The sequence below is a fragment of the Cryobacterium sp. Y57 genome (genome assembly GCF_002929505.1).
In the GTDB taxonomy this organism is placed as follows: Bacteria; Actinomycetota; Actinomycetes; order Actinomycetales; family Microbacteriaceae; genus Cryobacterium.
In genome coordinates this window covers 184,391-199,052 of record NZ_PJJL01000067.1, presented here as the reverse complement: position 1 = coordinate 199,052, position 14,662 = coordinate 184,391, and the positions used below count along the sequence as shown (strand labels likewise).

12 protein-coding genes and 1 pseudogene are annotated in these 14,662 nt (G+C 63.5%); 4 read left to right on the top strand and 9 right to left on the bottom strand.

The window, feature by feature from the left end:
- Window positions 1–275 precede the first annotated feature (275 nt).
- Entirely contained in the window at window positions 276–2,435 is a 2,160-nt protein-coding gene (locus tag CXY72_RS10550) for an acyltransferase family protein (protein WP_104127633.1), read from the top strand.
- Between the two features lie 179 nt (window positions 2,436–2,614).
- Here the strand turns inward: CXY72_RS10550 and CXY72_RS10545 are convergent, their stop codons facing one another.
- The gene (locus CXY72_RS10545) at window positions 2,615–2,929 is read right to left on the bottom strand and encodes a hypothetical protein (RefSeq protein WP_104127632.1); all 315 of its coding nucleotides are present in this window, start codon (window positions 2,927–2,929) and stop codon (window positions 2,615–2,617) included.
- Between the two features lie 308 nt (window positions 2,930–3,237).
- Here CXY72_RS10545 and CXY72_RS10540 point away from each other — a divergent pair, with 308 nt between their 5' ends.
- Complete coding sequence (locus CXY72_RS10540) at window positions 3,238–4,731, top strand: amidohydrolase (protein ID WP_104127631.1); 1,494 nt, start codon at window positions 3,238–3,240, stop codon at window positions 4,729–4,731.
- Window positions 4,732–4,738: 7 nt separating this feature from the next.
- Here CXY72_RS10540 and pstB read toward each other — a convergent pair whose 3' ends face one another.
- The 8 genes from pstB to CXY72_RS10500 form a co-directional block, all read right to left on the bottom strand.
- Window positions 4,739–5,518 carry a phosphate ABC transporter ATP-binding protein PstB gene (gene pstB / locus CXY72_RS10535; protein ID WP_104127630.1) on the bottom strand — a complete coding sequence of 260 codons (780 nt, stop codon included), beginning with the start codon at window positions 5,516–5,518 and terminating at the stop codon, window positions 4,739–4,741.
- Window positions 5,519–5,545: 27 nt separating this feature from the next.
- Entirely contained in the window at window positions 5,546–6,634 is a 1,089-nt protein-coding gene (gene pstA, locus CXY72_RS10530) for a phosphate ABC transporter permease PstA (protein ID WP_104127629.1), read from the bottom strand.
- Window positions 6,634–7,575, bottom strand: coding sequence for a phosphate ABC transporter permease subunit PstC (pstC, locus tag CXY72_RS10525; RefSeq protein WP_104127628.1), 942 nt, complete (start codon window positions 7,573–7,575; stop codon window positions 6,634–6,636). Before pstC ends, pstA begins: the two co-directional genes overlap by 1 nt.
- A gap of 144 nt (window positions 7,576–7,719) precedes the next feature.
- A complete protein-coding gene (pstS, locus tag CXY72_RS10520) occupies window positions 7,720–8,814 on the bottom strand; it encodes a phosphate ABC transporter substrate-binding protein PstS (protein ID WP_104127627.1) in 1,095 nt (364 codons plus the stop codon).
- A 233-nt stretch (window positions 8,815–9,047) separates the two neighbouring features.
- A complete protein-coding gene (locus CXY72_RS10515) occupies window positions 9,048–9,995 on the bottom strand; it encodes an NUDIX hydrolase (protein ID WP_104127626.1) in 948 nt (315 codons plus the stop codon).
- Complete coding sequence (locus tag CXY72_RS10510; RefSeq protein WP_104127625.1) at window positions 9,995–12,166, bottom strand: RNA degradosome polyphosphate kinase; 2,172 nt, start codon at window positions 12,164–12,166, stop codon at window positions 9,995–9,997. The genes CXY72_RS10515 and CXY72_RS10510 overlap by 1 nt, the downstream gene beginning before the upstream one ends.
- Before the next feature lie 174 nt (window positions 12,167–12,340).
- Entirely contained in the window at window positions 12,341–13,213 is an 873-nt protein-coding gene (gene mshD / locus CXY72_RS10505) for a mycothiol synthase (RefSeq protein WP_158252541.1), read from the bottom strand.
- Window positions 13,182–13,874: a response regulator transcription factor gene (locus tag CXY72_RS10500; RefSeq protein ID WP_104127623.1), complete on the bottom strand. Its 693-nt coding sequence runs from the start codon at window positions 13,872–13,874 to the stop codon at window positions 13,182–13,184. The genes mshD and CXY72_RS10500 overlap by 32 nt, the downstream gene beginning before the upstream one ends.
- 72 nt (window positions 13,875–13,946) lie before the next feature.
- On the opposite strand from CXY72_RS10500, the gene CXY72_RS10495 reads away from it, so the two are divergent.
- Together CXY72_RS10495 and CXY72_RS20675 are read left to right on the top strand one after the other, a co-directional pair.
- On the top strand, window positions 13,947–14,198 hold the full coding sequence (locus CXY72_RS10495) for a hypothetical protein (protein ID WP_104127622.1): 252 nt from the start codon (window positions 13,947–13,949) through the stop codon (window positions 14,196–14,198).
- A 143-nt stretch (window positions 14,199–14,341) separates the two neighbouring features.
- Window positions 14,342–14,539: pseudogene (locus CXY72_RS20675) on the top strand (FABP family protein); the annotation flags it as partial.
- Window positions 14,540–14,662: the final 123 nt, after the last annotated feature.

Below are 14,662 nucleotides of genomic sequence, written 5' to 3'. Positions count from 1 at the left end.
CCACCCCCACTAACCACCCCACAACTCCCTCGCAGAAACCCGGCGGGCCCACGTGCACACAGCACGCGAGGCCCGCCTCTTCGCACACCCCCACCAGCCCAGCACGTTGTCTTCCGAGGGGGGCACGCCATCGACAAGCCGGAACGAATAGCGCGCAATCCTCATGATCTACTACCCTCGACTCATCGTGGTCTTTTTGAGGCTTCGACCGCTATCGCGCAGTGTCTCAGCATCCGGCGCTGGATGCACACTGACCCCCAATCGCAGGGAGAACAATGTCGCCCACTGCTCAGCTCCCACGGGTGCAGGAGAAGAAGCCGGGCGGCGTCCGTTCCGATATTCAAGGACTCCGTGCGCTGGCCGTCGTGGCCGTCATTTTCGACCATATCTGGGCGTGGCCGTCCGGCGGTTTCGTGGGTGTCGATGTCTTTTTCGTCATCAGCGGCTTTCTCATCACCGGACTACTGCTGCGCGAGCATGAGCGAACCAATCACATCTCTTTCACCGTCTTCTATCAACGCCGCGTCAAGCGCATCATCCCGGCAGCGACGCTGGTTTTGCTGGTCACCCTTGGCACGGCATTGCTCTTGTTCAACAGGGGCCGGTTTGACCAGACGTTCTGGGATGCGATCTGGGCTTTCTTCTTCACCGCGAACTGGCATTTCGCGGCCGTCGGCACGGACTATTTTCTGGCGGACGGCCCGATTTCGCCCCTGCAGCACTACTGGTCCCTCTCCGTCGAGGAACAGTTCTACTTCGTCTGGCCGGCTCTGATGCTTGCCGTGTTGATTCTCGCCGCCAGGGCGGGGGTCAATCGTCGACGCCTTGTCACCGGCGTCGTCATAGCACTCATCATCGTCGTGTCGTTCGGGTGGGCCATGTTTGACACGCAAGCCCACCCGACCCTGGCCTATTTCTCCACCTTCACACGGGCTTGGGAACTCGGTGTGGGCGCGCTCATCGCCATAACGTCGCCGTGGTGGTCACGGATTCCAGCGCGAGCGCGTCCGATTCTCGCCTGGGCGGGATTGCTCGGTATCGTCTACTCGATCTTCGTCATCAACGAGACTCTGCTTTTTCCCGCGCCGTGGGCTGTGCTCCCGGTCGTCGCCGCAGCCCTCGTTATCGCAGCCGGCATCGGGGGTGAACAGCGTTTCCTCTATCCGCTGACTAACCGGGTCAGCGTCTACCTCGGCAACATTTCCTATTCCCTGTACCTCTGGCACTTCCCGGTCATCATTCTTGCCGGCACGCTGATGTCGCCATCTTCGCCTCGGTACTATGTCCTCGTTCTCGTGGGCATCGCAGTGCTTTCGGTGCTCGCCTACAATCTGGTCGAGCGGCCCCTGCATAAATCACCGTGGCTCGGCGGCAAGATGTCCCGCCAGCGCCGCTGTTGTGAGTGGTCGCTCTGGCGGCAACAGCACGGCCCCGCCATAAAACGCAACGGGCTTGCCGGCGCCGCGCTCGTGGCCTTCGGCGTCGTCTTCCTCGCGATCCTCCCGTCGCTGTCACCCAACCCGGCAGCTGGCTACGTGCCGGCGGCTCCCAGAGATTCGACGGTTCCCTCCCTAACTCCGCAGGCCGACGCCGTACAGGCGCAGCTTTCATCGGCGCTATTGGCTTCAACGTGGCCGGAGTTCAACCCGCCCATCGTCAATTTAGCCGATCAGCGTGTTCCGCAATGGACCGAGAATGGCTGTCTGAACGTCACCGATCGCAATTTCGATCTATGTTCCTACGGTGCAGCTGTTCCCACACGCACCGCCGTTGTACTGGGCGATTCCATCGCGACCAGCTGGCTTCCGGGTGTGATTTCGGCGCTGGAACCCCTCGGCTATTCGATACAGGCACTCACCAAGGAGAGTTGCCCCATCGCGCGAACGGATGTCCTCGACCCGCGTGCCCGAGACACAGTGTTTGACGAGTGTGGATCATTCACCGACTGGGCGCAGCAGAAGGTGCGGCAACTGGATCCTGACCTGATCATCCTCTCCGATTCCTTTCTCTCTATCAAACGACTGGCGTCTCAGGCTGAAGGGCCGGCAGCGGAATCTGAATGGACCGCTGCCTACGCGGCCGCGCTTGAGGAGCTGCCTGCACGCGCGTCGAAAGTCAGTCTGATGACCCCTCCCGGTGCAGAAAATCTGCAGTCCTGTTATACCCCCTTGTCTCAGCCGGGTAATTGCATCCGTTCGATTCAAGACGACTGGAAGGTTCTTCTTCGTGCCGAAGCGAGCGCCGTGACCGTGGCTGGCACGACGTTCATCAACACCCAGTCCTGGTTCTGCATTGAGGCCCTCTGCCCGGCCTTTGTAGACAAATCAGCCGTGTACGCCGACTCCAGTCATCTCACCGCGACCTACAGCGAAAGTATCGGTGCAGTGCTCCGGGAGAAACTGCAGTCCCTCGAGATCGCTCCGCCGAGCGCCTAGTATCGGGTCCAGCGGCGGGTGGTTGTCGGGGCTGCTGGCAGTACTGTTCCGGGTCGACACCCGCCGTTGTCCCGTTGGGCCGGTGTTGAGCGTTCGCGGCACCGTTGAGGGAAGAGGGCACCGGTTCCTTGGAGTGCGCTCGTCCCTAGACGGTGCCACGAGGGCGGCGGGCATCCGAGTTATGCGCGCGCCGCGCCTTCGGCGCGCTTCCGTCGCACCGCCGTCGTGGTGATGAAGGACAGTCCGAGCAACAGCGCGGCGGTTCCGCCCGAAATTGCCAGCACGGAGGCGTCATAGCCCGTGGAGGCAAGCCCGACGTAGCGCACGGATGTCTCCGTGGAGCCGACATACCCCGCGTCCGGAGGAACAACGGCGCCGGTCACCTCCGGGCTCGAACTACCGTTCGGAACGTACGTTGCAGCGGATGCTGCGGCTGGCACAGCGAAGACGGCCAGGGTGGCGAGGGCGGTAATTGCAAAAAATTTCTTGAGCATGAGAGATTTCCTGTCAGAACGGTCGGTTCGGCACGAATCGAGGTGAATGTATGCCGTGAACGCCTCATACCGTAGCGATTTCTACCGTAGATATCTACGGGTTGCTGACGAATTCTCACTGAAAGTATTGTGCGGTACGCTCTCAAGCCGTTACCTCGCTGGTCTGGCGCACGCGCGCACGCGCGCACGCGCGCACGCGCGCACGGAGAAAGTTTCGCCGAAGGAGTCGAAACTGGTCAACGGATCCATTCCGCACCCGCCTGTAGTCTGGCAACAAAGCACATTGCCCCTTGAGGGAAAGACGATCCATGCCCGATCTCGTTCTGCGCTCCGTCACGCAGCCCGGCACCACCACGCTTTACGACGTGCATATCTCCGACGGAGTCATCACGCAGATCCCGCCCACACATAGCAAAACGGATGCCCTCACCATCGACCTCGAGGGCCGCACCGTCATCCCCGGCCTGTGGGATGAACACGTGCACATGACCCAGTGGGCGCTCACCGGAGCCCGGTTCGACCTCTCCGTGGCCTCTTCGGCCGATGAGGCGCTCGGGCTCGTGCGCGCGCAGATCATCACGGCCGCGCGGCCGACCCCGTTGATCGGAGTCAGATTTCGCGACGCGACCTGGGCTGACTGGCCGACCCTGCGCGGCCTCGATGAGGTGGCGCAGGGGCATCCGACCGCTTTGATCAGCCATGACCTGCACTGCGTCTGGCTCAACAGCGCGGCCGCTGCGCGCTTTGACGTGAACGTCGACGAGTCCGGCTTGCTGAGGGAGCAGGCCGCGTTCGACCTCACCCTGGCACTGGGCCAGCTGCCCGACGCCGAAGTCGACGTTCTGGCCGCCCAGGCCGGGAGCCGGGCAGCCGCTCGCGGCATCGTCGGCGTCGTCGACTTTGAAATGACCTGGAACCGCGACCCGTGGCAGCGCCGCATCGCCGGCGGGTTCGACGCATTAAGAGTCGATGCCGGCGTCTACGTCGCCGACCTTGACCGCGCCGTCGCCGAGCGGATGCACACCGGCGACCGCATCGCAGACACCCGCGGCCTGCTCAGCGTAGGGCCGCTCAAGCTGCTCATCGACGGGTCGCTGAACACCCGCACGGCCTTCTGCGTCAACGAATACCCGGTCGGCGGGCACGGGGTGCTCGTCGTGAGCGAAGACGAGCTCACCGAGATTCTGCTGAAGGCGCGAGACGTCGGGCTGCTACCCGCGGTGCACGCCATCGGCGACGCGGCCAACACCGTCGCCCTCAACGCCTTCGAGCGCGCCGGCACCATCGGCCGTAACAACCCCGGCGGCACGGTCGGCCGCATCGAACACGCCCAGTTTTTGCAGGCCCAGGATTTCGCCCGTTTCGCCCGCCTGGGCGTCACGGCGAGCGTGCAGCCGGAGCAAGCCCTCGACGACCGCGACGCCATCGAATCCAATTGGGCCGCCGGAGCCGACCGCGTCTTCGCCCTGCGCTCGCTACTCGACGCCGGCGCCACCCTCGCCTTCGGATCCGACGCCCCCGTCGCCCCCCTCGACCCCTTCACCGCCATGAGCGCAGCGTCGGCCCGGGCCCGGAGCGACGGCCGCGAACCCTGGCGCCCCGACCAGGTCATCACCCGCAGTCAGGCACTGGCCGCGTCGGCTCGCGGCCGCACCCGCCTGCGCGTTGGCGATATCGCCGACCTTGCCATCCTCGACGGTGACCCGCTCCAGGTGTCCGATACCGTCTTTGAACGGATGCCCGTAGCTGCCACGCTGCTCGCCGGCCGCGCTACCCACGGCGCCGCCCTGTTCGGCGGCTGAGGGAGGGTTACCCGAACCGTCCAGACACGTAGTCCTCGGTCGCCTGCACGGTTGGGTTCGAGAAGATCGTCGTGGTGTCGTCGTACTCGATGAGCTTGCCCGGCTTGCCGGTGCCCGCAATGTTGAAGAACGCCGTACGGTCTGATACCCGTGAAGCCTGCTGCATATTGTGCGTCACGATCACGATCGTATACTCCTGCTTCATCTCTTCGATGAGGTCCTCGATGGCCAGCGTCGAGATCGGGTCGAGCGCCGAACACGGCTCGTCCATCAGAATCACGTCGGGCTCGACGGCAATGGCGCGGGCGATGCACAGTCGCTGCTGCTGCCCACCCGACAGCCCCGATCCGGGGCGCCCCAGGCGATCCTTCACCTCGTTCCACAGGTTGGCGCCGCGGAGGGCCTTTTCGGTGAGGTCGTCGGCATCCGTTTTCGACATGCGACGGTTGTTGAGTTTCACGCCGGCCAGCACGTTGTCCTGGATCGACATGGTCGGAAACGGGTTGGGTCGCTGAAAGACCATGCCCACTTGGCGACGCACGAGCACGGGGTCAACGCCCGGTCCGTACAGGTTGTTGCCGTCGATGAGCACCTCACCCTCGACGCGGGCGCCGGGGATGACTTCGTGCATGCGGTTGAGCGTGCGAATGAATGTGCTCTTACCGCAACCGCTCGGCCCGATGAACGCGGTCACCGTGCGCGGCTCGATGACGATCGAGACACCCTCGACGGCCAGAAAATTGGTGTAATACACGTTGAGGTCGTTGACTTCGATGCGCTTGGACATAAGTCCCTTTCTATACTGAAGGAAAAATTAGCGGCCCAGTTTGGGCGAGAACCAGTAGGCGATCAGGCGGGCGAGGCCGTTGAGCAGCATCACGATCAGAATCAAGGTGAGCGCCGCGGCCCAGGCCCGGTCGATGAAGGCCTGCGAGTCCGCGCCCTGGTTGGCGTACTGCGTGTACACGAACACCGGCAGGGTCATCATGCGTTCGCTGAACAGGTCGTAATTCATGCTCGACGTGAACCCGGCAATGATCAACAGCGGCGCCGTCTCACCGATCACACGGGCAATCGACAGCATCACACCGGTCACAATTCCGGCAATGGATGTCGGCAATACGACCTTGAGAATGGTCAGCCACTTCGGCACCCCGAGAGCAAAAGCGGCCTCGCGCAGTTCGTTCGGCACGAGCTTGAGCATCTCTTCGCTCGAACGCACCACCACGGGAATCATCAGCACCGACAGCGCGATGGCTCCACCGAAACCAAAGCGGATACCTGGATCGTCGAACAGTAGCGCGAACAGGGCGAAGGCGAACAGCCCCGCAACGATCGAGGGGACACCGGTCATCACATCCACGAAGAAGGTAATGGCCCTGGCCAGGCGTCCGCGACCGTATTCCACGAGATAGATCGAGGCCAGGAGTCCGATCGGCACCGAGATGAGCGTCGCCATGCCGGTCACCATGAGCGTGCCGATGACGGCGTGCAGCACGCCGCCGCCCGCGCCCACGACGTTGCGCTGCGAGGAGGTGAAGAACGTCGGCGTGAGAATCGCGGGCAGCCCGTTCACGGTAGTCGTGTAGATGATCGAGATAAGCGGTAACAGGGCAATGACGAACGCCGCGGTCACCAGCGCGGTCATCAACCGGTCCTTGGCCTTGCGTGAGCCCTCGACCAGGCGGGAGAGCACATAGATCGCGACGCAGTACAGCACGGTACCGAACACGAACGTGCCCACAATGTTGAAGCCGTCCACCGCTGCCGACAGGTGGAGCATCACAAAGAAGGCGGCCGACACGGCCCAGCTGGCGAGCAAAACCCACAGCGACGCGCGCCGGGGCAGCTTGCCCGCGGTGAGCGAGTTCGTGAGCGGTGAAGCTTCCAGAACGGATGACATCAGTTGGCTCCCGAAAATGCCTTACGGCTGTTGATGATGACCCGGGCCAGCATGTTCACGAGCAGTGTCACGATGAACAGAACGAGGCCGGTCGCGAGCAGAATGTTCACGCCGACGCCGTGCGCCTCCGGAAAGTTCAGTGCGATATTCGCGGCGATGGTATTGGAGTTCTGCGCGGTGAGCAACTGGAAGATCACTTCTGGGCTGGGGGAGAGCACCATGGCCACGGCCATGGTCTCGCCGAGGGCACGGCCGAGACCGAGCATCGACGCCGAGATGATGCCGGGCAGGCCGAACGGCAGCACGGCCATTCGAATCATTTCCCAGCGGGTAGCGCCGAGTGCCAGGGCTGCTTCCTCGTGCAGCAGCGGGGTCTGCAGAAAGATCTCGCGACAGATGGCGGTGATGATCGGCAGAATCATCACGGCGAGCACGATAGACACGGTGAAGATGGTGCGGCCGGTGCCCGAGGCCGGGCCGGCGAGGGGGGTGAACCAACCGAACCAGTCCACGATGGTGGTGTAGAACGGCTGCACGAGTGGCGCCAGCACGCCGATGCCCCAGAGGCCGAAGACCACCGAGGGAACGGCGGCGAGTAGGTCGACCAGGTAGCCGAGGCCCTGCGCGAGCTTGCGTGGTGCGAAGTGTGAAATGAACAGGGCGATGCCGATGGCGACCGGAACGGCCATGAGCAGCGCCAGAACGGCTGAGTAGATTGTGCCGAAGACGAGCGGGCCCACGTAAGACCAGAAATTGGTGACGTCTCCGCTGAAATCGTCTGGCCCCGCGACGAACGCTGGCAGGCTCTCGACGAGCAGAAAGATGGCCACGGCGGCGAGCATGGCGAGGATCAGGCTTCCAGAAATCACGGTGGCCGACGAGAAGATGCGGTCGCCGGGGCGTTGCCTGGCCTTGATGGTCGTGGCGGCAGCGGTGGTCATGCCGATCTCCTAAAAAGCGTCGAGCTGGTGAAAGTATGTGAAACGGGGGTGCCGTGCGGCTGGACGCAACGGGCCGCACACCCCAGTCTGCCCGATCTGCCCTCGCAGGTGTGCGAGAACAGACCGGGCAGGTGTGTGGAGTTGTTACTTGACGGTCGCGAGAACCGCGGCGACGTCAGCTTCGAGCTTGTCCGTCAGCGGTGCGACACCGGCGGATTCTTCAGCAACAGCCTGGCCGGCAGCGCTGGCGATGTATTCGATGTATGCCTTGACGAGCTCGCCCTGTGCTGCATCCGCATATTCGTTGCAGACGATCGCATAGCTCACCAGCACCAGCGGGTATTCCGCCGGGTTGGTGGTCTTGCGGTTCAGGTCGAGCGCCAGGTCATCGGCTGCGCGGTCGGCCACGAGGGGCGATCCGGCGACAACCTCGGCCGCGGCCTCGGGGGTGTAAGCCACGAACTCGCTGCCGACCTTGAGCTTGGCGGTGCTGAGCGTGCCGGCCTGCGAGGCGTCGGCGTAGCCGATCATGTTCGTGCCGTTGGTGACAGCGTCAACGACGCCCGAGGTGCCCTTCGCGCCTTCGCCGGGGAACGGGAAGGTGTCAGAGGCCTTTTCGGCCCAGAGGCCGGACGAAGCGGCCTGGCCGAGGTAGTCGGTGAAGTTCTTGGTGGTACCCGAGTCATCTGAGCGGTGCACGGCGTGAATGATATCGGAGGGGAGCGTTGCGTCGGGGTTCAGCGCAACGATGGCCGCGTCGTCCCAGGTGGTGATCGCACCGGAGAAAATCTTGGCGAGCGTGTCAGCGTCCATATTGAGTTCGTCAACGCCATCGACGTTGAAGATCACTGCGATCGGGGAGATGTAGACCGGCAGGTCGACAGCCTTGCTGTCGGGGGCGCAGGAGGCGAAGGCGCCGGCGAGCTCGTCGGTACTCATGTAGGAGTCGCTGCCGGCGAAGTCGGTGCCGCCGGCGATGAAGGCTTCGCGACCGCCGCCGGAGCCGGAGGGCTCATAGTTGATCGTGACGCCGGTGTTGGCGGTCTGGAAGCCGGCGATCCAGGCCTGCTGGGCGGCATCCATCGAGCTGGCGCCGGCGCCGTTGAGGGTGCCGGTGAGGGTGCTGGCGGATGCTTCGTCGGACGCCGGGGTGGCTCCTTCGTTTGCTGCACAGGACGAGAGAGCAAGACCTGCGGCAATGGCGATGACCGCGGGACGGCCGAAACGCTTGAAGTTCACGTGTATTCCCTTTCAGGGTTTTGACAAAACTGTGTGTGCTTATACAAGCCGGTGCTGGCCCGTAAACGACGTTAGAGATTTGAAGTAACCATCGCCCGACCTATTGGTAAACAGAAGGTAAACGAGAGATAACGCTTGAAGCATCGACGGCCCTAATCAGGGGGTCTCGCCGAGCATGATCAGAGGATGCTGGCAGTTCCGCACCGGCTCGCGTCACGCGCCAGCTGATCGGCCTAAGTCGTCGCGGAGTATGTCTCGATCGCGAGGATGCCGGCGGCTGGGTTCTCCGACGACAGGTGCACGATCGAGAATCCACCGGTGTCCAGGTTCGCCGCCTCCGACAGTGCCGACGACGTCTGGCTTCCCGTCGCGAGCGCGATCTCGCGCAAAATCTCCGGCAGTACGGGCCCGTGGCTGCAGAGCACGGCCGTCTTGCGGGCCCGTACGCGCTTGCCGACGACGCCGCGAACATCCGCTTCGCTGTTTTCGAGCGCGTCCTGGCTGATGAGGTCGGTCTGCTTGATCGGGATGCCCGTGGCGGCAGCCAGCGGCGCCACTGTCGTGACACATCGCGTTGCCGTGCTCGAGATTATGCGCAGCGGGCGCCACGCCGTGATCGTGTCGACCAGGCTCGCCGCCTGCTTCACGCCGCGAGCGGTCAGCGGACGACGCGCGTCAGGCAGGGCATCGGTGCGCGGCGCCGACTTGCCGTGCCGCAGCGCGATCAGCGCGAACGTACGGGTCACCCCGGCGTCGACCAGAGCGGAGAACGCCTCGAGAATGGTGACGTCGGCCGGGTAGCTCAGATAGGTACGCGCCTTCTTGATGGTGACCCATTCAATGGCGGCGACCTCGCCGTTGGGTACGAAGGTGGAGTGCGCGATCGCATCGGGCGTAATCTCGGCAGCCCAATAGTGCACGATCTTGGTGCGGCCGTCTGGCATGTCGTAGTGCGACACGCCGAGCGGCACGCCGAGGGCCACGGCCAGCCCGGTCTCTTCTTCTACTTCGCGCACCGCGGTGTGGGGCAGCGTTTCGCCCGGGTCCACCTTGCCCTTGGGAATGGTCACGTCGCCGTGTACCGTGCGGTGAATCAGCAGCACCTGCACACGACCCTCGACCAGCCGCCAGCAGACGGCGCCGGCGGCGTAAACAGCGGGGTCGTTAGCTTTGACGGCCACTAGCGACGCCCGGTCGGCCGCTTGCGCGCACCGATTTGCCGCATCAGCTGGTTTTGCATATCGCTCAGATGCACGCCCTTTTCGTCGACGTCGTGGCGGGTCCACTGGCCGGTTTCGTCGAGCCACCAGCTTGACGTCCGCGGATCCATCGCTCGTTCGAACAGTTCGTCGATCTCGACCAGGTGCTCAGGATCGACCAGCCGCACGAGCGCCTCGACCCGGCGATCGAGGTTGCGGTGCATCATGTCGGCGCTGCCGATGTACACCTGGGTGCCACCGAGGCTGTGAAAAGAGAAGATACGCGAATGTTCCAAGTACCGGCCCAGAATCGACCGCACCCGAATGTTCTCGCTCATGCCCGCGACGCCGGGTCGCAGGCTGCAGATGCCGCGCACCCAGACGTCGACCTGTACGCCGGCCTGGCTGGCCCGATACAGCGCGTCGATGATGGCCTCGTCAACCATGGAGTTGACCTTGATCCGGATGCCACTCGTCTTACCGTCGAGCGCATTCTGGGTCTCGATCGCGATGTGTTTGAGTAAGGCCTTGCGCAGGTGCAAGGGAGCTACCAGCAGTCGCTTGAACTTCTTCTCGATGGCATAACCCGACAACTCGTTGAACAGGCGGGTCAAGTCTTTGCCGACCTGGGCATCGGCTGTGAGCAGGCCGAGGTCTTCGTAGATGCGGCTGGTCTTGGGGTTGTAGTTTCCCGTGCCGACGTGGCTGTAGTGCCGCAGCACCCCTTTCTCATAGCGCACCACGAGGGCGAGCTTGCAGTGTGTTTTCAAGCCCACCAGGCCGTAGACCACGTGCACGCCGGCCTTCTCGAGTTTGCGGGCCCAGGTGATGTTCGCCTGTTCGTCAAAGCGGGCCTTGATCTCGACCAGGGCGAGTACCTGCTTGCCGCTGTCGGCGGCGGCGATGAGTGCCTCGACGATGGGGCTGTCGCCGGAGGTACGGTACAGCGTCTGTTTGATGGCGAGCACGTTCGGGTCGGCCGCGGCTTGTTCCAAAAAAGCCTGCACGCTCGTCGCGAACGACTCGTAGGGGTGGTGCAGCAGCACGTCGCGGTTGGCGACCGCTGCAAAGATGTCCTGCTCGGCGTTCGGCTCGCTCGGCAGCAGCTGAGCGGCCGTTGTGGGCACGTGCTTGACGAAGTGCAGATCCGGGCGGTCGATGCGCAGGTCGAACAGGCCGCCGAGGTCGAGAGGCGCTGGCAGGTGATAGACCTCCTGCTCGGTCACGTCGAGTTCACGCACGAGCAGCCCGAGGGTGACGTCGTCCATGTCCTCGGTGACCTCCAGCCGAATGGGCGGGCCAAACCGGCGTCGCAGCAGCTCTTTCTCGAGCGCTTTGATCAGGTTCTCGGTTTCGTCTTCGTCGATTTCGACGTCTTCGTTGCGGGTGACCCGAAAGACGTGGTGTTCCAGAATTTCCATGCCCGGAAACAGGTCGCCGAGCTGGTTGGCGATCAGGTCCTCCAGCGCGATATAGCGGATGCGGTCAACCGACTCGGTGCAATCCACCCGCACGAACCGCGGCAACATCGGCGGTACCTTGAGCCGGGCGAACTCCTGCTTGCCGGTCTTCGAGTTGCGCACCCGCACAGCCAGATTCAGCGACAGCCCGGAGATATAGGGAAACGGATGCGCCGGGTCGACCGCGAGGGGCATCAGCACCGGAAAGATCTGGTTCGAGAAGTAGGTGCGCAGCGATCGGCGATCGGCGTCATCCAGGCTTTCCCAGGCCACGACGTCGACCCCCGCGTTGGCGAGGGCGGGGCGCACGAGCTTCTGGAAGGCGAGGGCGTGGCGATCCTGCAGAGCGTGGGCGGCCGCCGAAATGTCGCTGAGCACATCCTGGGCGGCTCGACCCACGTTGGTTGGTACCGCGAGCCCGGTGAGAATACGACGTTTCAGACCGGCGACACGCACCATGAAGAATTCGTCGAGGTTGCTGGCGAAGATGGCCAGAAAGTTGGTGCGCTCCAGCACGGGCAGACTCTCGTCTTCGGCCAGTTCGAGCACGCGCTGGTTAAAGGCGAGCCAGCTCAGTTCTCGGTCGAGGTAGCGATCGTCGGGCAGCGCCGGGTCAAGTTTTTCGATGAGTGGGTCAAAGTCGTCATCGAAGTCTGTGAGTCCCGAGTCTGCTTGGGTGATTTCGCCGTCCATCTGACCATCCTGACACCCTTGGTCGCGCCGCCGTGACGAACGGGGTGAACGTCTGGCGAAATAATCCGGCGGCCGTTGACTTTTCGGCGTGTCGCGTGTGAGGCGCGCGGAGCACTGCTTCCCAACTTCGGTTTTCTTCCGGCCGCGACCTGCACAACGACCCGTGAGGTGCCTTCAGTCGGTGATGCGGCGGTACTGCACGTCGACCGTGTGGTCGATAAAACCCACCGCCCGATACAGGTGCACCGGTCCGAAGCTGTCGGCCTCGACATAGAGCGAGGCGGTCGTGCAACCCGCGTCGGCCAGGCGGTGCAGACCAGCCTGCATGAGCACTCGTCCCAGGCCGCGGCCAGCGGCATCCGGATGCACCCCGATCACATAGATCTCGCCGATCGTTCCATCGACCTTGAGCCAGTTGTAGCCGATCATGCGGCCGGCGGCGTTACGTAAAATCAGAAAGTCGTCGGCTTTGAACCATGACTCCGCCTGCCGCGCCGCCAGGTCAGCCTCGGTGATAGCGCCCTGTTCCGGGTGTGCTGCAAAAATGAGCGCGTTCAGCGCCACCCACTCTGCCTCATCAGTCCCGACCCGAAATACCGAAATATCTTCATCAGTGGCAGGAGCGGATGCCGTCGCCTCGTCAAGCAGGGGCTTGCGCATTTCCAGCAACGTGCGCGCAGCGACGAAGTGAAGCTCACTCGCGAGCGCCCGGGCTGCTGGATGATCGCCGTGCGACCAGGCGGTCACGCCATCCGGCGCGGCCTCGGCGAGATCGTGCGCCGCCGTGCGCCCATACCCGCGCCGCCGATAGGTCGGGCTAATCACAAGGTCAATCTCGCCCGCCCCTCCCAGCGACGCCCCGACGACGAGTTCGTTTATTCGCACCAGATAGGCGGTTCGCCGGCCCGCCTGCAGGTCGTACAGTGCCTGCTCGTTAAACGGCGCGTAGCCGTCGAAGGCCAGCGCGGAATCGGCGACCCGGTGAAAGGTAGCCAGCCCAGCGGCATCCGCTGTACTAAGCGCGGACAGAATTGGGAACCCGCTCATCGTTTTCTTCGTGCACAGTGAAACGGTAGCCGACATTGCGCACCGTGCCAATGAGCGACTCCTGGTCGCCGAGCTTGGCGCGCAGGCGCCGCACGTGCACGTCAACCGTGCGGGTTCCGCCGAAATAGTCGTAGCCCCACACCTCGCTCAGCAGCTGTTCGCGGGTGAAAACGCGCGACGGATGCGCTGCCAGAAACCGCAGCAACTCGAACTCCTTGTAGGTGAGGTCGAGCGGCTTGCCGTGCACCTTCGCCGAATAGCTCGCCTCGTCGATGACGACTCCGGCGGCACGAATCGTGTTCGACGACTCCGTGCGGGCGAGGCGCCCCGCGGTCAGGCGAATGCGGGCATCCACTTCGGCGGGACCGGCCGTGTCGAGAATGACGTCGTCGACGCCCCAATCAGGGCTGACAGCGGCGAGGCCGCCTTCGGTGACCACCAACAGCAGGGGAGTGGAGCTGCCCATGGTCCGCAGAATCTGGCACAGGGACTTGGCCGCGGCGAGATTGCTGCGGGCGTCGACCAGAATGACATCTGAATCGGGCGCATTGATGAGTTGGTCCGCCTGGGCGGGAATCAGTTTCGCGCTGTGTGACAGCAACGCCAGGGCGGGGAGCACATCATTGTTGGCCACCGAGGTCAGGATCAACAACTGCGCCACTCGCGCCCTCCAAGTATCTCGAAATTTATACTAGCGTGCCATGAAACGCAGGCGGTCAGGCAGAATAGACACGTGAGCTGGCACTGGAAAACGATCGCGACCGTGTGGTTACTGGCAATTGGGGGCGCAATTCTTACCGCGATTCTCGCCACCGACGGGTCGGAGATCAGCTGGATCGGTCTCACTCTGGCTGTCTGCACCCTTGTGACGCTGGGCCTGCAGATCGCCACCCGAACCAAAGAGGGCTACGTCAAACGGGTCACCATGAGCGTCACCGGGGCCATCGTTATTCTGGTGGCGGCCACGATCGTCGTCTCGATCTGACCGCTCGCACTAGACTCGCTAGCATGGATCTGTTAGCGCTTGAACTTTTCTTCCTGGGCCTGCTCGGATTGGCCAGCTTGTCGATCGCCTGGGTATCGGGCATGGTCGTGTTCAAGCTGTTCCGGGGGCAGCGGTAACCACGCATGCGTGACCTGCCGGTCGGTTTGCCGTCCGAACTCGTTCCACTCTCTTGGTTGATCGGAGTCTGGGAGGGCTCCGGCGTACTCGAATACAAAATCGGCGAAGAGTCGGTCAGTGCTACTTTCGGCCACCGCATCAGCTTCAGCCACGACGGCCTGCCACACCTGAACTACAGCTCCTACACCTGGCTCGAGCCCGAGGTCACTTCTCGCGAAGCGGATGCCGCTGCATCCGCCGATTCGTCCGCTGCTATCGAAACCGCTGCCGCCGAAACCGCTGCCGCCGAAGCCGCTGCCGCCGAAGCCGCTGCCGCCGAAACCGAT

Coding starts and splice junctions, on each gene's coding strand:
- pstC (WP_104127628.1), bottom strand. CDS start 7,575: ATGACCACCGCTGCCGCCACGACCATCAAGGCCAGGCAACGCCCCGGC.
- pstB (WP_104127630.1), bottom strand. CDS start 5,518: ATGTCCAAGCGCATCGAAGTCAACGACCTCAACGTGTATTACACCAAT.
- mshD (WP_158252541.1), bottom strand. CDS start 13,213: ATGAGCGGGTTCCCAATTCTGTCCGCGCTTAGTACAGCGGATGCCGCT.
- CXY72_RS10550 (WP_104127633.1), top strand. CDS start 276: ATGTCGCCCACTGCTCAGCTCCCACGGGTGCAGGAGAAGAAGCCGGGC.
- CXY72_RS10510 (WP_104127625.1), bottom strand. CDS start 12,166: ATGGACGGCGAAATCACCCAAGCAGACTCGGGACTCACAGACTTCGAT.
- CXY72_RS10540 (WP_104127631.1), top strand. CDS start 3,238: ATGCCCGATCTCGTTCTGCGCTCCGTCACGCAGCCCGGCACCACCACG.
- CXY72_RS10545 (WP_104127632.1), bottom strand. CDS start 2,929: ATGCTCAAGAAATTTTTTGCAATTACCGCCCTCGCCACCCTGGCCGTC.
- pstA (WP_104127629.1), bottom strand. CDS start 6,634: ATGTCATCCGTTCTGGAAGCTTCACCGCTCACGAACTCGCTCACCGCG.